At 61.9% G+C, this 20,595-nt stretch carries 19 protein-coding genes and 1 tRNA gene; 4 read left to right on the top strand and 16 right to left on the bottom strand.

Annotation, left to right across the window (positions count from 1 at the left end):
* The first annotated feature begins 135 nt into the window (after nt 1-135).
* The 3 genes from desA (at nt 136) to J7655_RS20375 (ending at nt 4,132) form a co-directional block, all read left to right on the top strand.
* Nucleotides 136-1,326 (top strand): delta-9 fatty acid desaturase DesA, encoded by a 1,191-nt coding sequence (desA, locus tag J7655_RS20385; protein WP_230925964.1) that lies wholly within the window; start codon nt 136-138, stop codon nt 1,324-1,326.
* 112 nt (nt 1,327-1,438) lie between these two features.
* Nucleotides 1,439-2,413, top strand: coding sequence for a GGDEF domain-containing protein (locus J7655_RS20380; protein ID WP_230925963.1), 975 nt, complete (start codon nt 1,439-1,441; stop codon nt 2,411-2,413).
* Nucleotides 2,414-2,836: 423 nt separating this feature from the next.
* Nucleotides 2,837-4,132, top strand: a complete 1,296-nt coding sequence (locus tag J7655_RS20375; protein ID WP_230925962.1) for an OprD family porin — start codon at nt 2,837-2,839, stop codon at nt 4,130-4,132.
* An 83-nt stretch (nt 4,133-4,215) separates the two neighbouring features.
* On the opposite strand, the gene J7655_RS20370 is transcribed toward J7655_RS20375, so the two are convergent.
* The 4 genes from J7655_RS20370 to J7655_RS20355 form a co-directional block, all read right to left on the bottom strand.
* Entirely contained in the window at nt 4,216-4,551 is a 336-nt protein-coding gene (locus J7655_RS20370; protein WP_230925961.1) for a DUF2388 domain-containing protein, read from the bottom strand.
* Between the two features lie 98 nt (nt 4,552-4,649).
* Nucleotides 4,650-4,895 (bottom strand): NfeD family protein, encoded by a 246-nt coding sequence (locus tag J7655_RS20365; RefSeq protein ID WP_147809896.1) that lies wholly within the window; start codon nt 4,893-4,895, stop codon nt 4,650-4,652.
* A gap of 328 nt (nt 4,896-5,223) precedes the next feature.
* Nucleotides 5,224-7,008 (bottom strand): type IV pilus assembly ATPase TfpB, encoded by a 1,785-nt coding sequence (gene tfpB / locus J7655_RS20360; RefSeq protein WP_230925960.1) that lies wholly within the window; start codon nt 7,006-7,008, stop codon nt 5,224-5,226.
* Between the two features lie 122 nt (nt 7,009-7,130).
* Nucleotides 7,131-7,457 carry a hypothetical protein gene (locus J7655_RS20355; RefSeq protein WP_230925959.1) on the bottom strand — a complete coding sequence of 109 codons (327 nt, stop codon included), beginning with the start codon at nt 7,455-7,457 and terminating at the stop codon, nt 7,131-7,133.
* Between the two features lie 127 nt (nt 7,458-7,584).
* Here J7655_RS20355 and J7655_RS20350 point away from each other — a divergent pair, with 127 nt between their 5' ends.
* The gene (locus tag J7655_RS20350) at nt 7,585-8,052 is read left to right on the top strand and encodes an Lrp/AsnC family transcriptional regulator (protein WP_003464367.1); all 468 of its coding nucleotides are present in this window, start codon (nt 7,585-7,587) and stop codon (nt 8,050-8,052) included.
* Here J7655_RS20350 and J7655_RS20345 read toward each other — a convergent pair.
* The 12 genes from J7655_RS20345 to J7655_RS20290 all read right to left on the bottom strand — a co-directional run bounded on the left by J7655_RS20345 (nt 8,049) and on the right by J7655_RS20290 (nt 20,566).
* Complete coding sequence (locus J7655_RS20345) at nt 8,049-8,720, bottom strand: DUF502 domain-containing protein (RefSeq protein WP_230925958.1); 672 nt, start codon at nt 8,718-8,720, stop codon at nt 8,049-8,051. The two genes, J7655_RS20350 and J7655_RS20345, sit on opposite strands and share 4 nt — an antisense overlap.
* Nucleotides 8,721-8,911: 191 nt before the next feature.
* Complete coding sequence (gene dctM / locus J7655_RS20340) at nt 8,912-10,192, bottom strand: C4-dicarboxylate TRAP transporter large permease protein DctM (protein WP_230925957.1); 1,281 nt, start codon at nt 10,190-10,192, stop codon at nt 8,912-8,914.
* Nucleotides 10,189-10,818, bottom strand: a complete 630-nt coding sequence (locus J7655_RS20335; RefSeq protein ID WP_230925956.1) for a TRAP transporter small permease — start codon at nt 10,816-10,818, stop codon at nt 10,189-10,191. Before J7655_RS20335 ends, dctM begins: the two co-directional genes overlap by 4 nt.
* Before the next feature lie 134 nt (nt 10,819-10,952).
* Nucleotides 10,953-11,945: a C4-dicarboxylate TRAP substrate-binding protein DctP gene (dctP, locus tag J7655_RS20330; RefSeq protein ID WP_230925955.1), complete on the bottom strand. Its 993-nt coding sequence runs from the start codon at nt 11,943-11,945 to the stop codon at nt 10,953-10,955.
* Nucleotides 11,946-12,243: 298 nt separating this feature from the next.
* Entirely contained in the window at nt 12,244-13,629 is a 1,386-nt protein-coding gene (locus J7655_RS20325; protein WP_230925954.1) for a sigma-54-dependent transcriptional regulator, read from the bottom strand.
* Nucleotides 13,626-15,440 (bottom strand): sensor histidine kinase, encoded by a 1,815-nt coding sequence (locus J7655_RS20320; protein WP_230925953.1) that lies wholly within the window; start codon nt 15,438-15,440, stop codon nt 13,626-13,628. Before J7655_RS20320 ends, J7655_RS20325 begins: the two co-directional genes overlap by 4 nt.
* Nucleotides 15,441-15,515: 75 nt before the next feature.
* A complete protein-coding gene (gene rfbD, locus J7655_RS20315; protein WP_230925952.1) occupies nt 15,516-16,379 on the bottom strand; it encodes a dTDP-4-dehydrorhamnose reductase in 864 nt (287 codons plus the stop codon).
* A complete protein-coding gene (rfbC, locus tag J7655_RS20310) occupies nt 16,376-16,924 on the bottom strand; it encodes a dTDP-4-dehydrorhamnose 3,5-epimerase (protein WP_230925951.1) in 549 nt (182 codons plus the stop codon). Before rfbC ends, rfbD begins: the two co-directional genes overlap by 4 nt.
* Nucleotides 16,921-17,793 carry a glucose-1-phosphate thymidylyltransferase RfbA gene (gene rfbA, locus J7655_RS20305; RefSeq protein WP_230925950.1) on the bottom strand — a complete coding sequence of 291 codons (873 nt, stop codon included), beginning with the start codon at nt 17,791-17,793 and terminating at the stop codon, nt 16,921-16,923. Before rfbA ends, rfbC begins: the two co-directional genes overlap by 4 nt.
* An 11-nt stretch (nt 17,794-17,804) precedes the next feature.
* Entirely contained in the window at nt 17,805-18,866 is a 1,062-nt protein-coding gene (gene rfbB / locus J7655_RS20300) for a dTDP-glucose 4,6-dehydratase (RefSeq protein ID WP_230925949.1), read from the bottom strand.
* A 132-nt stretch (nt 18,867-18,998) separates the two neighbouring features.
* Nucleotides 18,999-19,074: transfer RNA gene (locus J7655_RS20295), tRNA-Thr, on the bottom strand.
* A 283-nt stretch (nt 19,075-19,357) separates the two neighbouring features.
* Nucleotides 19,358-20,566, bottom strand: a complete 1,209-nt coding sequence (locus tag J7655_RS20290) for a methyltransferase (protein WP_230925948.1) — start codon at nt 20,564-20,566, stop codon at nt 19,358-19,360.
* Nucleotides 20,567-20,595: the final 29 nt, after the last annotated feature.

Here is a 20,595-nt window from a genome sequence, read left to right as displayed (position 1 = left end):
GTGGTGGTGGCAGACCAGGCCGAAACATTCTTATCTAAAAGACCAACTGGTTTTCTGACATGGCTCGGGGATAATGCAATAAGTTTCGTCCTTGTAGGACAAACTGCTTACACCTATCAAGAGGCAACGGCACTCATGTGGTACAACGGTTTACTCGACCTGTCGGTCTGGCAATTGGTGGCAGTCACTCTGCTAATGACGCATGTCACCATCGTCAGCGTCACCGTCTACCTGCACCGCTACTCCGCGCACCGTGCGCTGGAGCTGCATCCTGCACTCAAGCATTTCTTCCGCTTCTGGCTGTGGTTGACCACCGGCCAGAACACCCGTGAGTGGACGGCCATCCACCGCAAGCATCACGCCAAGTGCGAAACCGTCGATGACCCGCACAGCCCGGTCATCAAGGGGTTGGGCACTGTGCTGCGCAAGGGCGCAGAACTCTATCAGGAAGAGGCGAAGAATCAGGAGACGTTGCGCATCTACGGCAAGAACTGCCCGGACGACTGGATCGAGCGCAATGTCTACAGCTGCTACCCGATTGGCGGTGTGACCCTGATGGCGATCATCGATCTGGCCCTGTTCGGTGTGCTCGGCATGACCGTCTGGGCGATCCAGATGATGTGGATTCCGGTATGGGCCGCGGGCGTCATCAACGGTCTTGGCCATGCTGTCGGCTACCGCAACTTCGAATGCCGCGACGCTGCCACCAATCTGGTGCCCTGGGGCATCCTGATCGGCGGTGAAGAACTGCACAACAACCACCACACCTACCCCAACAGCGCCAAGCTGTCGGTGAAGAAGTGGGAGTTCGACATGGGCTGGGCCTGGATCAAGCTGTTCAGCTTTCTCGGCCTGGCTCAGGTGCAGCGTGTAGCGCCCATCGCCCATCGCGTCGAAGGCAAGCGCAATCTGGACATGGACACTGCCATGGCCATCCTCAACAACCGCTTTCAGATCATGGCGCAGTACCGCAAGCTGGTGATCGCGCCGCTGGTCAAGCAGGAAATGGCCAAGGCGGACGCGTCCGTGCGTCACCTGTTCCGTCGTGCCAAGCGCCTGCTCTCGCGTGAGCCGAGCCTGCTGGATGAGCAGCACCAGGCGCGCATTGCCGACATGCTGGCGCAAAGCCAGGCACTCAAGGTGATCTACGAGAAACGTCTGGCGCTGCAGCAGATCTGGGTCAAGACCAGCAGCAATGGTCATGACATGCTCGAAGCCATGAAGCAGTGGGTGCATGAGGCCGAGGCCAGCGGCATCCAGTCGCTGCGTGATTTTGCCGAGCAGCTCAAGACCTACTCGCTGCGTCCGGCCGGCGCTACGGCCTGATAGCCGCTCGTCTGCCTGCCTGGGCCCGCCGAACTGGCGGGCCTTTTTGTTTGTCCAAGCGCTCGCACTAGGCTCATTTTCATGAAAGACGAGGGACGGGGTGGCAGCTGTAATGGATGATCAAGGCAAGGCTGTTTCCGAGTTGGAGGCGCTGACCCTGGCCCTGCTGCACAGTCGGGCCGAAGTGGAGCGCCTGGGCGAGCGTGAGCAACTGTTCAGCAGCCTGCTTGACAGCGTCAATGCGGTGCTCTGGGCCTTCGACTGGCACGAGCAGCGGATGATCTATGTCAGCCCGGCCTATGAACGCATCTTCGGTCGCTCCGCGGCCTTGCTGCTGGCCGATTATGGCGAGTGGCGTAACAGCATCTACCCCGATGACCTCGACTATGCCGCTGAAAGCATGGCCAAGGTTCTGGAAACCGGCGCCGTGGAGTCTCGCGAGTACCGCATCATTCGTGCCGATGGTCAGCTGCGCTGGCTCAGCGACAAATGTTTCGTCAGCCCCCGCATGGGAAGCACCGAGCAGGGCTGCGTGATTGTTGGTATTGCCGAAGACATCACCGAGAAAAAGCGTCTGGAAGGCGAGCTGCATCGCCTGGCCACCACCGATGTGCTGACTCAGAGCAGCAATCGCCGGCATTTCTTCGAATGTGCCCGCAGTGAGTTCGAACAGGCGCGCCAGTTCGGCAGCCCGCTGGCTTTCCTGCTGCTCGATCTCGACGATTTCAAGAAAATCAATGATCAGTACGGCCATCAGGTCGGTGATCAGGTCTTGCAGCGCCTGGCTCAGTGCGGCAGCCATGCACTGCGCCGTGGCGACCTGTTCGGGCGTATTGGCGGTGAGGAGTTCGCGGCGCTGTTTCCTGGCTGTGAGCAGGATGTAGCCCTGCAGATTGCAGAGCGGCTGCAGCGTGAGGTGCAGCGCCTCGGCTTCCAGCATGAGGGCAGGCACTTCGGCATCACGGTCAGTCAGGGGCTGACCGTGATGCGTGCGACGGACGCCAGCCTCGATGCGCTCTATGCACGCGCCGATGCCGCCATGTACACGGCCAAGCGTCAAGGCAAGAACCAGATAGTCCTGGTGTGACGTGGCGGTTTTCCGCCTGAGACGCAGTTGTCATGGGCGAAAAATTGCCGACTGATAGTCGTCATCGGCGGGCCACTGATCTGCAGAAAAACTGTAACCTACTGTTCTAGAAGCCTCGCGCGTTTGCGTGAAGTAGCTGGCGCGCTATCTGCATAAGCCCAGCCAGATGCCGCAGGATGTCGGCGCAAAACAACAACGACGAGAGAGTATCCACCATGCATAACTCTGCCCGCCCTATTTCGGTCGCTTCGCTGCGTTCGCCGTTGTTCCGTTCTTCCTGAGTTTTTACGCACTTCATCCGAGCCCGGTTTAAGCCGTGTCCTGGCTCGCGATGGCGTATGCCCCATTCGCCCCGGCCTGCCTCTTCGTGCCGAAGTCTGCGCCGGGCGATGCGTCACCTTAAACACACTGGAGAGAAACATAATGAGAAAGACCTCCCTGGCACTGGCCGTAGCCGCCAGCACCCTGGGCCTGAGCCAAGTGGCCTTCGCCGACCTGGTCGGCGATACCAAAGTCAGCCTGGAAGCCCGTAACTTCTACTTCAACCGTGATTTTCGCCAAGGCAATAGTGAAGTTCCGGCGCAGGCTCAGTCCAAGCAGGAAGAGTGGGCTCAGGGCTTCATTCTGCGCATGAACTCCGGCTTTACCGAAGGCACCGTGGGCTTTGGTGCTGATGCCATCGGCATGTTCGGCTTCAAGCTGGATTCTGGCGACGGCACTGCTGGTAGTGGTTTGCTGGTTCCAGATAACTCCTCGGGTGGCTCCCAGGATAACTACTCCGGTCTGGCTGTAGCGGCCAAAGCCAAGGTTTCCAACAGCACCCTGCGTGTTGGCCAGATGCAGTTCAAGAACGCTGCCATCGGCTCCAGTGACAGCCGTCTGCTGCCGCAGGTCTTTGAAGCAGGGCACGTCGTTTCCCAGGAAATCGACGGCCTGATGCTGGAAGCGGCTCACGTTCGTGAGGTCAATAACCGTAACTCTAATGATTATGAAGATATTGGCATCACCAATAGCTTCAATAGCCGGACAGGAAGCGTCGGGACGCGCGGTATAAATCTTCGTGGTGGCTCCACCACTGATTCCTTCGACTTCATTGGCGGCACCTACAAGCTGACCAAGGATCTGAGCGCTGGCTACTACTACTCCAACCTGGACGAGTTGTACAAACAGCACTCCTTCAACGTTGTGCATGTCCTGCCGCTGGGCGACAAGCAGAGCCTGAAGACCGACGTTCGCTATGCCCGTTCCACTGACGATGGCAACCGTAGCAACATCGATAACAAGGCCTTCGGTGCCATGGTTACCTACGGTCTGGACGGTCATGCCTTCGGCCTGGGCTACCAGAAAATGAGCGGTGACACCGGTTTTGCCTACATCAATGGCACTGACCCGTTCCTGGTCAACTACGTGCAAATTGGCGACTTCGCCAACAAGGATGAGAAGTCCTACCAGGCACGTTATGACTTCAACTTCGCCTCCATCGGCATTCCGGGGCTGACCTTCATGACCCGCTACCTGACCGGCGACAACGTCGACCGTGGTCGTGGCCTTTCCGAGGGTCGTGAGTGGGAGCGCAACACCGAGCTGATGTACGTCTTCCAGGAAGGTGCGCTGAAGAACCTGGGTGTTCGCTGGCGCAATGCATCTGTGCGTTCCAACTTTGCCAACGATATCGACGAAAACCGTCTGATCGTCAGCTACACCCTGCCGCTGATGTAAGGTCTGCATCTATCGGTGCGTCAGACCAGGTCAGTCGCTCCGAAGTGCCACGAAAAGCCCGCATCGAATGATGCGGGCTTTTTTCATGGTGCGGGCATTTTATCGCCAGGGCCTGCCGACGTGGCAAGAATGGCGCTGGCCAGTGCCATATCGTCGGCGTCCTGCAGTTGCGGGTTGGCGCTACGCAGCTGCTGCATCGCGGCCTCCAGGTGCGGGCCGCGGATTTCGCCATTGCTGGCAACGAAGCTGCTGGCGTCTTCTTCGGCCGCTGCAACCAGCTTGCGATCCTTGAAGGTCAGGTAGGTCGAGGCCGTGGTGGCGCCGGAGGACAGAATGTCGCGCAGTAGGCCATCGGCGGCGGCAGTCTGGGCAAACAGGCAGGCACTGAAAACCAGTGCAGCATGACGCGTTACACGCATGATGGAACTCCTTGTGGGGTGGCTCTGATCCTATGAGTGATGCAGGCCAGCGATGGTTCCTCGCAGGCGATGGCCGGTTGCCCGCATTGGTGGTCTATCTAGCGGACAGTCCGGCGCTGGTGTCGCCGCCATAGCAATGCCGACAGTATCGCCAGCATGCCAAACAGCATGAGTTGCCAGGCCCAGTGCAACTCGGGAAGCAGGAAAACCACTGCGCCGACAGCGACAGCCATGAGGCCGACCCAGAGCAGGTAGCCGCCGGCACCAAACACTTCGAAAATCAGCAGCAGGGTAGCCAGGGCCAGCCAGTGCTCGAACGACAGGTTATGCAGATAGGTGATCATGAACGTACTGCACGACCCCGGCTGAGCGTGTTGCTTGCGCGTCCTTCAACATGCATTGCATGGACTCCTTTGCTTGCAGGCTGTTGAACAACTACCTGCCTTGTCTTGCCTGTCTCGCCTACGTTGTTCAGTGGCGTGCCAGAGCGAACAATCTAAGCATAGTCACATGGCCGTTGCCGCCGACCCCTTCGCAGCGTGGACGCATGCCCGTTGAGCGGTGAGAACCCGTTCATATCGAAATGGTTTGTGCTTGCCGCGCTGGTGAGGCAGCTCAAAGAGGCTCAGTGTTTGCCCGCCTGGCCCCCGCCGCTGGCGGGCTGCGCACGCCTCAGCGTTGCTCGCTTTGTGGCGTGACGCGCAGCACTTCCTCGAGGGTGGTCAGGCCGGCGGCGACCTTTTGTGCGCCGGACAGGCGCAGGCTGCGCATACCGTCCTTGAAGGCGGCGCGGCGCAGTGCGGTGAGGTCGGTGTCGGCGTTGATCAGCGGTTTGATGGCGTCGTTGATCAGCATGATTTCGTAGACACCGGCACGGCCACGATAGCCGGTTTCGCGGCACTCCAGGCAGCCGACGGCATGATGAGCCTGCGTTGGCAGTGGCGAGCTCCAGGGGCGGGTCAGGCTATTCCAGGCGTCCTCGTCCAGTTGCACCGGCGCCTTGCAGTGCGGGCACAGGGTACGCACCAGGCGCTGTGCCATGACGCCGAGGAGGGTGGCCTTGAGCAGGTAGTGCGGCACGCCGAGTTCGAGCAGGCGGGTGATGGCGCTGGGGGCATCGTTGGTGTGCAGGGTGGACAGTACCAGGTGGCCGGTCAGCGCTGCCTGGATGGCCATTTCGGCGGTTTCCAGGTCGCGGATCTCACCGACCATGATGATGTCCGGGTCCTGGCGCATCAGCGCGCGCACGCCGCTGGCGAAGTTCAGGTCGATGTTGTGTTGCACCTGCATTTGGTTGAAGGCGCCCTCGATCATCTCGATCGGGTCTTCGATGGTGCAGACGTTCACTTCCTCGGTCGCCAGCTGCTTGAGCGTGGTGTAGAGCGTGGTGGTCTTGCCCGAGCCGGTGGGGCCGGTGACCAGGATGATGCCGTTGGGCTGGCTGGTCATGCTGGCCCAGCGGCGCAGGTCGTCAGGAGAGAAGCCAAGCTGATCCGGGCTTTTCAGCAGCACATCGGGGTCGAAGATACGCATCACCATCTTCTCGCCGAAGGCAGTGGGCAGCGTCGACAGGCGCAGTTCGACCTCGTTGCCGTCGGGCGTCTTGGTCTTGACCCGGCCATCCTGTGGTTTGCGTTTCTCGGCGATGTTCATGCGCCCGAGGTTCTTCAGGCGGCTGACCACCGCCATGGTCACCTGTGCCGGGAACTGGTAGACGGTGTGCAGCACACCGTCGATGCGAAAGCGTACGCTGCCCTGCTCGCGACGTGGCTCGATGTGGATATCGCTGGCGCGTTGCTGGAAGGCGTACTGGAACAGCCAGTCGACGATGTTGACGATGTGCGCGTCGTTGGCGTCCGGCTCCTGATCCTGGGCGCCGAGGCTGAGCAATTGCTCGAAGTTGCCGACCCCGCTGACCTTTTGATCGGTGGCATTGGCGCCGCTGACCGAACGCGCCAGGCGATAGAACTCGGTGGTGAAGCGCTGGATATCGCTGGGATTGGCCACCACGCGTCTGATCGGGCGCTTGAGCACGTGAACCAGATTGGCTTCCCAGCTGTGCACCAGTGGCTGGCTGCTGGCGATGGTCACGCTCTCGCTGTCCACCGCCACGGCGAGAATCTTGTGGCGCTGGGCGAAGGCGTAGGACATCAGCGGGGTGATGGCCGGCACGTCGATCTTCAGTGGATCGATGCGCAGGTAGGGTTGGCCGGCGAAGTCGGCCAGCCAGACGGTAAGGGTTTCCAGGTCGAGCTTCTTGCCCGGGCGCGTCAGGTCGTCGACCTGCTGTGCGGCGAGGAACTCCAGCGGATGTTGGGTGTTGTTCAGTGAGCTGCGGCGAATCGCCAGGCACTGCTCGGCCACGTCCTGCTCGACCCGGCCCTGGGCCACCAGCTCACGCAGCAGGTCGCCAAGATCCAGTACACGGTCAGGGGCGGTAGCGGTGAAGGCGGACATGCGGGCTCCTCGGGTCGGCCTGAACAAGGTTAGCAGGCCGTTTTTCAACGGCCTTGCAGCCTGGCTAGGATGCCCGAAAAGCAGCACAAGGGCGAAGGCCCATGCGTGATTGAGTCGCCGCTTCAGGCCACCTCCGTGACCAGGCTGTGATCCAGGTGTTGCCAGGTCACCTCCCATACGCAGACCAGGCTGCGCAGTTTCTGCGCCAGCACGCCGGCGCGATGCAGCGACAGGCCAGACAGACGCAGGCTGATATGCAGGTCGTCCTGCAGGCGCTGCATGTGCAGGGCGTCGGGTAACAACTGCAACTGGGCGAACAGGCCGAGCAGGCGGCACATGACATCGGCTTCGGCATCGGTGCGCAGCTGGTACTCAACGCAGGCGTCAGGGCGATCCTGCCAGGGATCGCGTCGGGAATGGGCGGACGGAAACGGGGTGGTATCAGGCATGGCGATAACTCGGGCAGATTTTGCCTAATTTTCCGCCTTATTTCGGCAAAAGGTTTGCCTGGTTCGCTGTGTTAATCCATGTTTAATGGATAAGCTTGCCTTGAATTGTGAGTATTGGAGATTATTTATGTCCATTGCTTTGGATGCCTACGATCAACGTATTCTTGCCCTGCTGCAGGAGGACGCCGGCTTGTCCACCGCCGAGATCGCCGAGCGCATTGGTTTGTCACAGTCGCCCTGCTGGCGCCGTATCCAGCGCCTCAAGGAGGAGGGGGTGATTCGCAAACAGGTCACCCTGCTCGATCGCAAGCGCATCGGCCTGCACACGCAGGTGTTCGCTCAGGTCAAGCTCAACGCCCATGGGCGTTCCAACCTGACCGAGTTCGCCGAGGCCATGCGCGAGTTTCCCGAGGTGCTGGAGTGCCATGTACTGATGGGCGCGGTGGATTTCATGCTGCGCATCGTCACCCGCGATATCGAGGCGTATGAGCGCTTCTTCTTCGAGAAGCTGTCGCTGGTGCCGGGTATCCAGGAGGTGAACTCCATCGTCGCGCTGTCGGAGATCAAGTCCACCACCAGCTTGCCGCTTGCCTAAGGCTTGATCACCAGCGCAGGTGACTGCTCTGCGTTGCGCTTGCCAGGTGGCGTAAGGCCCATGGATACGTAGATGCTGGTCAGCTGATCCACCCCCATGTCGGCGGCGCGGATCCACTCTTGCGGTACGTAGAGCAGGCCGCCGCCCACCGGAATCGGCGCGGTGGGAATGAGAATGGCGCAGTAGGCACGGCCTTCCAGTTCCACCGTCTCCGAGCTTGGGCGCAGGGCCAGTACGGCTGCGCCGTCACCGCCGAAGAAACACCAGACCGGCGCCATGGTGGTGATGTCCGGGTTCTTGCTCTTGTCCAGCAAGCCAACGAAACGATCAGCCAGGTTATAGAAGTTGCCGATCAGCGGCGTGCGCCGCAGGGTGCGGTCGAGCAGCCAGGACAGGGGCCGGCGCAGGCCCAGTTGCACGGCCAGGCCCAGTGGATAGAGGCTGGCCAGCAGCACCAGGCAACCCAGTAGATAGGCCAGGTAACTGTTGCTGGAAAACGGTTGGCCGAGGGCGGCAGACAACTGGCCGATCAGGGTCGAGGGGCCGACCAGGCGATTGAGTAGGCTGAATATCCAGGCCAGCAATGCCAGAGTCAGAACCAGTGGCAGCAACGACAACAGGCCTGTAAACCAGGTGGTGACGATGGATTTCAGGCTGCGCTTGATCATGTGACGGTTTCCTTGGCGATATCGAGCGTGACTTTACGTGACCACAGGCGCTTGTGTGCACTGCTGTGGAAATGTGCACGCACTCAAATGGCTACAGTAGTTTTCATCAGATTATTTCGCGCAAAAAAAGCCCGGCACAAAGGCCGGGCAGAGTGGGTACATGGAGTACCAAACAGCGTAGGTTTGAACCCTTACATGCCGAGCATGTTCGGCAAGCCGAGCGACACGGCAGGCACGTAGGTAATGATCACCAGGAAGCTGAGTAGCAGCATCAGCCATGGCATCGCCGCGCGGATCACTGCCGTCAGCGGCATACCTGTCACCGCCGAGGTGACGAACAGGTTCAGCCCCACGGGTGGTGTGATCAGACCGATTTCCATGTTCACCACCATGATGATGCCCAGGTGGATCGGGTCGATGCCCAGTTGCATGGCGATCGGGAACAGGATCGGGGCCAGGATCAGGATGATCGCCGACGGCTCCATGAAGGCACCGGCCACCAGCAGCACGATATTCACCACCAGCAGGAACTGCCAGGGCTGCAGGCCCAGATCCACCACCCAGGCGGTAATGGTCTGCGGGATCTGCTCGGTGGTCAGTACGTGAGCGAAGAGCATGGCGTTGGCGATGATGAACATCAGCATGATGGTCAGCTTGCCGGACTCCAGCAGCACCTTCGGGCACTCGCGGATTTTCAGGTCCTTGTACACGAACAGGGCGACGAAGCCGGCGTACACTGCCGCCACGGCCGCAGCCTCGGTCGGGGTGAACATGCCGCTGTAGATACCGCCGAGGATGATCACCATCAGCAGCAGGCCCCAGAACGCTTCACGCGCGGCGCGCAGCCACTCGCGGAAGCTGGCGCGTGGCAGGGCTGGCAGCTTCTTGATGCGTGCGACGATGTAGATCGCGATCATCAACACCAGGCCGAGCATGATGCCGGGGATGACGCCCGCCATGAACAGCTTGCCTACCGACTGCTCGGTGGCGGCAGCGTACACCACCATCACGATCGACGGCGGAATCAGGATGCCAAGAGTACCGGCGTTACACACGATGCCGGCGCCGAAGGCCTGCGGGTAACCGGAGCGCACCATGCCGGCGATGGCGATGGAGCCGACCGCAGCCACGGTCGCCGGCGAGGAGCCGGACAGGGCGGCGAACAGCATGCACGCCAGTACCGCACCGATGGCCAGGCCACCACGGATGTGGCCGACGCAGGCGTTGGCGAAGTCGATCAGGCGCTTGGCCACGCCGCCGGTGGTCATGAAGGCACCGGACAGCAGGAAGAACGGAATGGCCAGCAGGGTGTAGTGTTCGGAGGTCTCGAACAGCTTGATCGCCAGCGAGCGCACCGAGTCAGGGCTGAACAGCATGATGGTGATCGAGCCGGCCAGGCCGAGCGAGGCTGCAATCGGCACGCCGATGAACATCAGCAAAAACAGCAGCAGGAAGAGGAACAGAACGGTCATTGCTTGGGCTCCTCATGCTCATTGATTTTCAGGGCGTCAGCGGCTTCATCCGCCAGGCCGAGGCCGGTCTGCTGGTCACGCAGAATACGCACGAGGATTTCCAGGAAGCGGATGAACACCATGGCGTAACCGAACGGCACGATCATGCCGATGTGCCATTGCTGGATGCCGTAGTGACCGAGGTCCTCGGCACCGATGCCGGCCTTGAACAGGGTGCTGACCCAGTCGTAGCTGCCGACCGCGATGAGGCCGGCGTAGCCCAGGCAGGCCGAGCAGGCGATGATGCCGATGACGCGCTGTACACCGCGTGGGGCCAGCTTGACCAGGGCATCGACGCCGATGTGGCCGGCGGTACGTACGCCATAGGCCAGGCCGAAGAAGATCAACCAGCCGAACATGGCCTTGGTCAGGGCGTTGCTCCAGGTCATCGCCTGGGCCATGTCGAGAATGGCGTCGCCGATACCGAGCAGAAACTCGTTGCCGCCAAAGGCGTCACCCAGCCAATAGAACAGGGTGTAGAAGTTGTTGAGGATCACGTAGACGAATGTGATCAGCGTCATGGCCGCCAGGAGAAAAGCGATGAAGCCTTCCTCGAAGTGCTCCCAGACGCGCCGCAAGGCGTTCATGGTCGGTTCTCCCGAATGGAAAGGGCGTAAGGCGAACCGAGGGCCGGCTCACCGGTTGCTGCATGTTTCGATGCCCTTTGCGGGCGTCGTGGTGGAGCAGGGCAATTGCACCCTGCCCACCCGGCTCTCCGGCCTTATTGCTGGTTAGCGGCTTGCGCGGCCTTGATCAGGTCGGCACCGATCTCGCCTTCGAACTTCTGCCATACCGGCTGCATGGCGTCGCGCCATTGGCCGCGCTGCTCAGGAGTCAGGGTCAGGATTTCGGTGGTGCCGGCTTCCAGGATGCGCTGCTTGTCGCCTTCGTTGAGGGCGTCAGCCTGTTTGTTCACCTCGACGGTGACCTCGGCGATGATCTTGTTCAGCTCGTCGCGTACGTCAGCCGGCAGGCCTTCCCAGAACTTGGTGTTGGTGATCAGCATGTAGTCCAGCAGACCATGGTTGGACTCGGTGATGTACTTCTGCACTTCGTGCATCTTCTGGCTGTAGATGTTCGAGTAGGGGTTCTCGGCACCGTTGACCACGCCAGTCTGCAGGCCCTGATAGACCTCGGCGAAGCTCATCTTGCGCGGGTTGGCGCGCACGGCCTTGAACTGCTCTTCCAGTACGGCGGAAGCCTGTACGCGGAACTTCAGGCCACGGGCGTCCTTCGGCTCCAGCAGCGCCTTGTTGGCCGACAGCTGCTTCAGGCCGTTGTGCCAGTAGGCCAGGCCGGTGATGCCCTTGTCGGTCATGGAGGTCAGCAGTTTCTGGCCTTCAGGGCTGTTCTGGAAGCGATCAACTGCTGCCATGTCGTCGAACAGGAACGGCAGGTCGAATACCTGCAGTTGCTTGGTGTAATGCTCGAACTTGGCCAGGGACGGGGCGATCATCTGCACGTCACCGAGCAGCAGCGCTTCCATTTCCTTGCCGTCGCCGAACAGCGAGGAGTTCGGGTAGACCTCGACCTTGACCCTGTCGCCCAGACGCTCTTCAGCCAGTTGCTTGAACAGCACGGCGCCCTGACCTTTCGGGGTGTGCTCGGCAACCACGTGGGAGAACTTAATGACGATCGGGTCGGCAGCGTGAACCACGCCAGCGATGGACAGGGACAGGGCGCAAGCCAGCGCCTTGGCAGTCAGTTTGAACATGCGGATGCTTCCTCTTGTTGTGTTTATCGCATTGGCGCCAGTGGCGCTGCTAACGAACGGACAAGAGCAAGTCTAGGCGGCTTGGAGAAAAACGCCGGAGGCATTCGCGAGGCCTGGACTTGTACTTGTGGGTTCGCTTGACGGAAGTCTAGAGCAACCCTTGTGCCAGTCTTTTGCGGGCGAATGCCATGCATCAATGAAAAGCCCGTGGCTGCGGGCTTTGGCGGTGCTTGGTCTGAGGATGGCCGGGCCCGCTGTGGGGCGGTCTTTATCGATGGGGCTGGCGGTTTGCCGCCAGTCAGTCGAAGTCCTCTGGCGAGCTTCCGCCAGCGCCGGAGAAGGTCAGGCCATGTTTGCGCAGTTTGTCGTGCAGGGTCTTGCGCGGTACGCCCAGGGCTTCGGCCAGGCTGCGCAGTGAACCATGTGGGCGGCTCAGTTCGGCGGCGATGAGGGCACGCTCGAAGGCTTCGACCTGTTCGCTGAGCCCGCCATTGACCGGCGGCAGACTAGGCGCGTTGCTGTCGAGTGCCAGCTCCAGGCCCAACGCAAAGCGCTCGGCGGCGTTCTGCAGTTCGCGCACGTTGCCCGGCCAGGGGTGACGCAGCAGCAAAGCGCGCTGCCCTGGCTGCAGTTCGCGTGGCGGCAGGGCATGGCGGGCGGCCGCCGACTCGGCGAAATGCTGGAACAGCAGCAGGGCATCTTCGCCGCGTTCGCGCAGCGCTGGAATGGACAGCGGTGCGACGTTGAGGCGGTAGTACAGGTCGGCGCGGAAGCGGCCGGCATCGGCGGCCTGGCGCAAATCTTCCTTGGTCGCGGCGATGACGCGGATATCCAGCGGGATCAGCTGGTTGCCACCCAGGCGTTCGACCACGCGCTCCTGCAGCAGGCGTAGCAGCTTGACCTGCACGTCCAGGCTCATGCTCTCGATCTCGTCGAGGAACAGGGTGCCGCCGTTGGCGAACTCGAACTTGCCGATACGGCGTTTCTGCGCGCCGGTGAAGGCGCCGGCCTCGTGGCCGAACAGCTCGCTTTCCACCACCGATTCGGCCAGTGCGCCAGCGTTGATGGCGACGAAGGGGCCGTCGCGACGACTGGAAAGATCGTGCAGGGCGCGGGCGACGACCTCTTTGCCGGCACCGGTCTCGCCAAGGATCAGCACATCGGTGGCGATGCCGGCGAGCGCACCGATCTGTTCGCGCAGGCGTTGCATGGCAGGCGACTGGCCCACCAGGCGGCTGGACAGTTGCTGGCGGTCGTTGAGTGCCATGCGCAGGCTGCGGTTATCCAGCACCAGACGGCGCAGCTCCAGGGCGCGGTGTACGCTGTCGAGCAGGTCGTCGTTGGCGAAGGGCTTCTCCAGGAAGTCGTAGGCGCCGGCACGCATGGCCTGTACGGCCAGCGGCACGTCGCCGTGGCCGGTAATCAGCAGCACCGGCAACTCGGTATCACGCTCGCGCAATTGCTCCAGCAGTTGCAGGCCGTCGATGCCGGGCATGCGGATGTCGCTGACCACCACGCCCGGCCAGCCTGCCGGAATGCGTGCGGCCAGGCCCTGCGCATCGCCCAGGCTGAGCACCTTGAGCCCGGCCAGGTCGAGCGTTTGGCTGAGCGCCTGGCGCAGATGGGCGTCGTCGTCGATCAGCAGTACCTGAATGCGGCTGTCGATGGCGCTGTCGCTGGTCATGGCGAAGGATCCTCGGAAGGTTGCAGGTTGACGCCGGGAGCGGCCAGGCGCAGGCGTAGGGTGATCAGTGCGCCACCCTCGGGATGATTGGCCAGCAGTAGTTCGCCGTCCAGTGCACGGATCAGGCTGTCGCAGATGGCCAGGCCAAGCCCCAGGCCCTGGGCGCTGGTCTTGGTGGTGAAGAAGGGCTCACGTGCGCGTGCCAGGGATTCGGCCGAGAAACCGGGACCGTTGTCGCGCAGCAGCAGGTCGAGGTGCTCGGCTTGATGTTCGAGGCTGATCCAGATACGTCGTGGTGGCGCCTTGGCGACCAGCGCATCGAGTGCGTTGCCAAGCAGATTGCCGAGCACCTGGCGCAGGCGTGTCTCACCGGCCTGAACCCAGAGGGTGGCATCCGGCAGGTCGCGAATCAGTTCTACGTCCATGGCCCGGCGGCGCTTGGCCAGCAGGGCCAGGGCATCGTCCAGCGCCGGTTGCAGGGCGACGCGCTCCGGCGCATGGCGGTCGCGGCGGGCGAATGCGCGCAGATGGGCAATGATCGAGGCCATGCGTTCGGTCAGCTCGCTGATCAGCTTGAGGTTGGCACGAGCATCGTCGTTGCGCTGGTGATCGAGCAGGGTGCTGGCATTTTCGGCGTAACTGCGGATCGCCCCCAGCGGTTGATTGAGTTCGTGGCTGATGCTGGCGCTCATGGTGCCGAGCGCCGACAGTTTGCCGGCCTGAACCAGTTCGTCCTGAGCGCGCACCAGTTCCTGCTGGGCCTGCTCGCGTTCGAGCACTTCCTGCTTGAGGCGGCTGTTGAGCAGCTCCAGATCCTGCGTGCGTTCGGCCACGCGTTGTTCCAGTTCGGCCTTGGCGCGGGCGTCGAGGGCGATGCGTTCGAGGTAATGGCGACGGCGCAAAATCAACAGGCCGAGCAGCAACAGCAGCGCCAGCAAGGCTGCCGCGCCCACGGCCACGGCGCTGCGCACGGGGCGGTCGAGGAGGATACGCGGGGCGAGAATGCTCACCGTCCAGCCGGTTTCGTCCAGAACACGACTTTGTGTCAGCCAGGCGTTTGGGTCGAGATCCAGGCGGGGTGGCGCCTGGGTCGGGTAGGGCTGATTGCTGGCGATGGCGGACTGTTCGACGCGGTCCAGTGGGCGGCTGGCATGAAAGCGCCAGTCCGGGCGCGAGGTGAGAATCACCACGCCATTGGTGTCGGTCACCAGTAACTGTTCCGGCGTGTTGCCCCACAGCGTTTCGGTGTGATCGAGGTCGACCTTGACCACCAGTGCGCCGATGTTGTGATCGTCCTCGCGCACCGGGTAGGCGAAGTAGTAGCCGCGCTTGCCGGATGTGGTGCCGAGGCCGAAGAAGCGGCCCAGGCGGCCGGCCAGGGCTTCGCGGAAATAGGGGCGGAAGGCGAAGTTGCCGGCAACGAAGCTGTCGGGCTTGTCCCAGTTGGAGGCAGCCAGGGTGGCGCCGCGATTATTCATCAGGTAGATCACGTCGGCACCGGTCTGCCGCTTGATGCGCGCCAGCAGGCGATTGGCGGTGTCCAGTGCGGCAGGGTCTTCGGACGCGTGAAGGGCTGCGCGTACACCTGGAAGATCACCGAGAATCTGCGGCAGCACCTCGTAACGACGCAGCGTACCGAGCAGGTTGGCGACGTACAGGTCAAGGGTTTGCCGGTTCTGTTCGATCAGCACTTCGCGGTAGTAACGCTCGGCCAGGAAATGCACCGGCCACAGCAGTGGCGCAAGCAGCAGCGCCAGCAGCACGAGGCTGCGCCAGCGCAGGCGACGGGGAGTGGCAGTGTTCGTGCTCATGGCAAACCGTGCAGAAAGGATCGGCGCATTATGCACGTTAAGTGTGCAGCCGGTGATGGGCGCCGGCCGCTAACATCAGTTCATGCGTTGCAGGCAGGCGTCCAGCGCCGTGCGCCAGTCCGGCAGGCGAATCTGCCAGGCCTGCTCCAGGCGTTCGCCGTCCAGGCGTGAATTGAGCGGGCGTTGCGCCGGCGTCGGGTAGTCGCTGCTGGGGATGGGGCGCAGCCTGGCGCAAGGCCTGCCGGCCGCGCGCAGGTGCTCGGCGATGGCGCTGGCAAAACCGAACCAGCTGGTTTCGCCCTGGCAGGTGAGGTGGTAGGTGCCCCAGTGATGGCGACCCTGCTGCCATTTATCGATCAGCTCGGCAGTGGCGCTGGCGATGCTGCCGGCCCAGGTCGGTGCGCCGATCTGGTCATCGACCACGCTGAGCTCCTCGCGCTCCTGCAGCAGGCGCTGCATGGTCAAGAGGAAGTTGCGCCCGTACTGCGAGTAGACCCAACTGGTACGCAGGATCAGGTGGTCGCAACCGCTGATGCGCAGCGCCTGTTCACCCGCTGCCTTGCTGGCGCCGTAGACGCTCAGCGGGCATGGCGTATCGGCCTCGCGGTAGGGTGTGGCCTTGCTGCCGTCGAAGACATAGTCGGTGGAGTAGTGGATCAGCGGGATATCCAGCTCGAAACAGGCGTCGGCCATCACGCCAGGCGCCTCTGCGTTGATGGCGAAGGCCAGCTCAGGCTCCTGCTCGGCCTGGTCGACGGCGGTATAGGCAGCGGCATTGATCACCAGCGCCGGGCGCTCGCGCAGAATGGTTTCGCGCAGGCTGTCCGGGTGCGACAGGTCGAATGCCTGGCGGCCGAGGCTGACCAGCTCGTGTTTGCTCAGGGCCAGTTGAAGTTCACGCGCGACCTGGCCGGTATGGCCGCTGATCAGAATCTTCATGGGAAGGTCTCGGCTTCTGTAAGGCTCAGGCCCAGCTGGTCCTTGGCCGAGAGTTGCGGTGTCAGACCGTCGAGCGGCCAATCGATGGCTAGTTGTGCGTCATCCCAGCGGATACAGCGCTCATGAGTCGGGGCGTAGTAGTCGGTGGTCTTGTAGAGGAACTCGGCGTATTCGCTGAGTACCAGGAAACCATGGGCGAAACCTTCTGGCACCCATAGTTGGCGCTTGTTCTCGGCGGATAGATGCACACCGACCCATTTGCCAAAGTTGGCTGAGCTGCGGCGCACGTCCACGGCCACGTCATAGACCTCGCCGGCGCTGACGCGCACCAGCTTGCCTTGGGCCTGCTGCAGTTGATAGTGCAGGCCACGCAGCACACCGCGCGCAGAGCGCGAGTGGTTGTCTTGGACGAATTCGCGGGTCAGGCCAGTGACCTCGGCAAAGCGCCGGGCGTTGAAGCTTTCATAGAAGAAGCCGCGCTCGTCGCCGAATACCTGGGGCTCGAGAATCAGCACTTCCGGCAATGCAGTGGTAATCACCTTCATGGCAGTTCCTCGGCAAGCTTGTACAGGTAATTGCCGTAGCCGGTCTTGCCCAGCGCCTTGGCGCTGGCGAGCAGTTGTTCACGGTCGATCCAGCCCTGCTGATAGGCGATCTCTTCCAGGCAGGCGACCTTCAGACCCTGGCGTTTTTCTACCGTCTGCACGTAATGCGAGGCATCCAGCAGGCTGTCGTGAGTGCCGGTGTCGAGCCAGGCGAAGCCGCGGCCGAAACGCTCCACGCGCAGGTCGCCACGGGCCAGATAGGCATTGTTCACATCGGTGATTTCCAGCTCGCCGCGTGGCGAGGGCTTGACCGCCTTGGCGATCTGCACCACGTCGTTGTCGTAGAAATACAGGCCGGTCACGGCAAAGCTGGACTTGGGTTGCGCCGGCTTCTCCTCGATCGACAATGCGTTACCGGCGGCATCGAACTCCACCACCCCGAAACGCTCGGGATCGCTCACCCAGTAACCGAATACCGTGGCGCCGCTCGACTGGCTGGCAGCGCGCAACAGCTTCTCGGTGAAATGCTGGCCGTGGAAAATGTTGTCGCCGAGGATCAGGCACACCGAGTCGTCAGCGATGAACGACTCGCCGATCAGGAAGGCTTGCGCCAGACCGTCGGGAGAAGGTTGCTCGGCATACTGCAGGTCGATGCCGAACTGACTGCCGTTGCCGAGCATCTTGCGGAAGTTGGGCAGGTCTTCGGGGGTGGAGATGATCAGGATCTCGCGAATGCCGGCCAGCATCAGTACCGACAGCGGGTAGTAGATCATCGGCTTGTCGTAGATCGGCAGCAGTTGCTTGGACACGCCGAGGGTAATGGGGTGCAGGCGAGTGCCGGAGCCACCGGCGAGGATGATGCCTTTCATTAAACTGCTCCTTAGAGGGCGCCGAGTCGCTGACCCTGATAACTGCCATCCTGCACGCGGCGGCACCAGTCGAGGTTATCCAGGTACCACTGCACCGTCTTGCGCAGGCCTGTTGCGAAGGTCTCTTGCGGTACCCAGCCCAGCTCGCGTTCGATCTTGCCGGCGTCGATAGCGTAGCGCAGGTCATGGCCTGGGCGATCCTGCACATAGGTGATGAGGTCTTCGTAACGGCCGATACCCGCTGGTTTCTCGGGTGCCAGCTCTTCCAGTAGCGCGCAGATGGCTTTCACCACATCGAGATTCTTCTGCTCGTTGTGCCCGCCGATGTTGTAGGTTTCGCCGACCTTACCGTTGGTAACCACCTGCAGCAGAGCACGCGCGTGATCCTCCACGTACAGCCAGTCGCGTACCTGCTGCCCGTTGCCATACACCGGTAGCGGTTTGCCCGCCAAGGCATTGAGGATCATCAGCGGGATCAGCTTCTCGGGAAAATGATAGGGGCCGTAGTTGTTCGAGCAGTTGGTGATCAACACCGGCAGGCCATAGGTGCGCTGCCAGGCACGCACCAGATGATCGGACGCCGCCTTGCTCGCCGAGTAAGGTGAGCTGGGTGCGTAGGACGTGGTCTCGCTGAACAGGTCATCGACACCATGCAGATCGCCGTACACCTCGTCGGTGGAGATGTGATGAAAGCGAAACGCCGCCTTGCGCTCGGCACTCAGGCCAAGCCAATAGGCGCGGGTGCTTTCCAGCAGGCTGTAGGTGCCGACGATATTGGTCTGGATAAACGCAGCCGGGCCATCGATGGAACGGTCGACGTGGGATTCGGCAGCCAGGTGCATGATGGCGTCGGGCTGAAACTCGGCCAGGCTTGCGGCGACTCGTTCGCTGTCAGCGATATCGGCGTGAACGAAGCGATAGCGCGGACTATCGGCCACCGGCGCGAGCGACTCCAGGTTGCCGGCGTAGGTCAGCTTGTCGAGGTTGAGCACCTCATGCCCGGTATGATGGATCAGATGGCGGATTAGCGCCGAACCGATGAAGCCGGCACCGCCGGTAATAAGAATGCGCATCTGCTCATAACCTCAAGATGTAATCTTCGCCATACCCACGCTCCGAATGCGGTAAGTGCAATGAACATGCTGCAGAGTTGGGCAGTGCAAAAATAAAAAAGGCCTGCATGAAAGCAGGCCTTTAATACTAGATGGTGCCGGCACCAAGAGTCGAACTCGGGACCTACTGATTACAAGTCAGTTGCTCTACCAACTGAGCTATACCGGCATCTGAGGCGCGCCATTATATCCATTCGTCAGCCTGAGTAAAGCCAGGTTTTTTCAGGCTCGGCTATCAGCAGCTTTTGGCTTATGCACAAAGAGAAGGCGTGCTCGATAGCTGCGCACTGGTTCTGTGCGCTGGATCACGATTTTTCGCAAGTCATTGTTTTTAATGCCACTTCAGTCTTTGATCGAAAAATGATCAGATGTCTACGGGGCAATTCCCAAGTGGCTTTGCAGCATTTGCCCAGAAAGGATCAACAGAGTTATCCACAGCTTCTGTGCGCAACTCAGCTGCGCTCTGCCAGCAGCAGCAGGTTGCGTGGGCTCAGGCGGTATTCGCAGAAGGTGCCCAGCTTCACGCGGTAGCCCTGTTCCTGCAGATACAGGGCGCGGTCGAGCAGTAGCCAGAGTTCCAATGGGCGGCGGAACAGGTTGCGCAGCAACTCCAGATTGCGCACTTCGGCCAGGCGTTGCCAGCCGCGTGCTTCCAGCTCCAGCCAGTTCTGTTCGCCGGGCGAAGGTACGCCGCGCAGCGCGGCGAGATCGTGGCAGAAGCGGGCGAAGGGTTTGCTGAACCAGTCGCTGGGCAGTGAAGGCGTCGGCAGGTATTCATCGAGGCGGCGTAGCTGGCGCTGTAGCAGGTCGAAGGCCAGGCGCCAGGCCATCGACTGGTCGCGCTGCCGGCGTACGCGCGCGCCGGCAGTGACGGTTTCGCTCAGCGGCAGGCTGAGGTCGTCGCGGGATAGCTGCAGCCCTGACGCTTGCGCGACAGATGAAAGCGGCTGGTAGTGCAGGCCGGCGATGCGGTTGTAGCAGCAGGGTGCGACTGCCAGTTGCGGGCAGTCGTTGTGGCTGGCCAGTTGCAGCAAGCGCACATGCAGGTCACCGCAGGCGTGCAGGGCCACCGGGGTGTGTTCTGGCGTCAGGCGTTCGTTGCAATCATCGGCCAGTACATCCTGTTGGATGTGGGTGGCGTTCAGTTCCAGGCGTTTACTGAGTGCGCTGCCGGATTCGATCAGCGCCGGGTCGTATTCCAGGCAGGTCAGGCGCTGATCGATCTCGGTCAGCCAGCGGCCCAGGTGACCCTTGCCGGCGCACCAGTCGAGCCAGTGTGTGGGGCGTTGCTGAAACTGCAGGCGGCTGGCGAAGGCCTGAATCTGCGCCAGCTTTCTACCGGGGACATCGACGCTCAGGGTGTGCGCGCGTTGCACAGGATCGCCTCCCGGCAACTCACCGATTGTACTGAGCGTCTGCGCCTGGGAGGCCAGCTCAGGGAAGGGCGCCGGTGCCGCCAGTGCGAAGGGATCAGTGGTCTCGGCCTGTTCCAGCGAACGGCGGCGCAGCCAGGCGGCAAGCTCGGGTACTTCAGCCTCCCAGGGCAGGTGCAGATGATGGAAGGGGCGTGGTCGCCAGAGCGCCTGGTGCTGGAGTAAGAACTCGTCCAGCGCCTGGAAGCGCGTCAGCAGATCGTCTGAGGTCAGGAAGGTGGCGGGCATGCTGGTTTATGCGGCTGGCAACTCGGGCT

Source organism: Pseudomonas wenzhouensis (assembly GCF_021029445.1).
Taxonomy (GTDB): domain Bacteria; phylum Pseudomonadota; class Gammaproteobacteria; order Pseudomonadales; family Pseudomonadaceae; genus Aquipseudomonas; species Aquipseudomonas wenzhouensis.
This window is presented reverse-complemented; position numbering and strand designations above follow the sequence as displayed.

What these genes read in the sequence shown, in the direction of transcription:
- J7655_RS20375 (WP_230925962.1), top strand. Translation starts at nt 2,837, where the DNA reads ATGAGAAAGACCTCCCTGGCACTGGCCGTAGCCGCCAGCACCCTGGGC.
- J7655_RS20290 (WP_230925948.1), bottom strand. Translation starts at nt 20,566, where the DNA reads ATGCCCGCCACCTTCCTGACCTCAGACGATCTGCTGACGCGCTTCCAG.
- J7655_RS20325 (WP_230925954.1), bottom strand. Translation starts at nt 13,629, where the DNA reads ATGACCAGCGACAGCGCCATCGACAGCCGCATTCAGGTACTGCTGATC.
- dctP (WP_230925955.1), bottom strand. Translation starts at nt 11,945, where the DNA reads ATGTTCAAACTGACTGCCAAGGCGCTGGCTTGCGCCCTGTCCCTGTCC.
- J7655_RS20355 (WP_230925959.1), bottom strand. Translation starts at nt 7,457, where the DNA reads ATGCCTGATACCACCCCGTTTCCGTCCGCCCATTCCCGACGCGATCCC.
- rfbB (WP_230925949.1), bottom strand. Translation starts at nt 18,866, where the DNA reads ATGCGCATTCTTATTACCGGCGGTGCCGGCTTCATCGGTTCGGCGCTA.
- tfpB (WP_230925960.1), bottom strand. Translation starts at nt 7,008, where the DNA reads ATGTCCGCCTTCACCGCTACCGCCCCTGACCGTGTACTGGATCTTGGC.
- desA (WP_230925964.1), top strand. Translation starts at nt 136, where the DNA reads ATGTGGTACAACGGTTTACTCGACCTGTCGGTCTGGCAATTGGTGGCA.
- rfbC (WP_230925951.1), bottom strand. Translation starts at nt 16,924, where the DNA reads ATGAAGGTGATTACCACTGCATTGCCGGAAGTGCTGATTCTCGAGCCC.
- J7655_RS20380 (WP_230925963.1), top strand. Translation starts at nt 1,439, where the DNA reads ATGGATGATCAAGGCAAGGCTGTTTCCGAGTTGGAGGCGCTGACCCTG.
- J7655_RS20345 (WP_230925958.1), bottom strand. Translation starts at nt 8,720, where the DNA reads ATGATCAAGCGCAGCCTGAAATCCATCGTCACCACCTGGTTTACAGGC.
- J7655_RS20350 (WP_003464367.1), top strand. Translation starts at nt 7,585, where the DNA reads ATGTCCATTGCTTTGGATGCCTACGATCAACGTATTCTTGCCCTGCTG.
- rfbD (WP_230925952.1), bottom strand. Translation starts at nt 16,379, where the DNA reads ATGAAGATTCTGATCAGCGGCCATACCGGCCAGGTCGCGCGTGAACTT.
- rfbA (WP_230925950.1), bottom strand. Translation starts at nt 17,793, where the DNA reads ATGAAAGGCATCATCCTCGCCGGTGGCTCCGGCACTCGCCTGCACCCC.
- J7655_RS20370 (WP_230925961.1), bottom strand. Translation starts at nt 4,551, where the DNA reads ATGCGTGTAACGCGTCATGCTGCACTGGTTTTCAGTGCCTGCCTGTTT.
- dctM (WP_230925957.1), bottom strand. Translation starts at nt 10,192, where the DNA reads ATGACCGTTCTGTTCCTCTTCCTGCTGCTGTTTTTGCTGATGTTCATC.
- J7655_RS20320 (WP_230925953.1), bottom strand. Translation starts at nt 15,440, where the DNA reads ATGAGCACGAACACTGCCACTCCCCGTCGCCTGCGCTGGCGCAGCCTC.
- J7655_RS20365 (WP_147809896.1), bottom strand. Translation starts at nt 4,895, where the DNA reads ATGATCACCTATCTGCATAACCTGTCGTTCGAGCACTGGCTGGCCCTG.
- J7655_RS20335 (WP_230925956.1), bottom strand. Translation starts at nt 10,818, where the DNA reads ATGAACGCCTTGCGGCGCGTCTGGGAGCACTTCGAGGAAGGCTTCATC.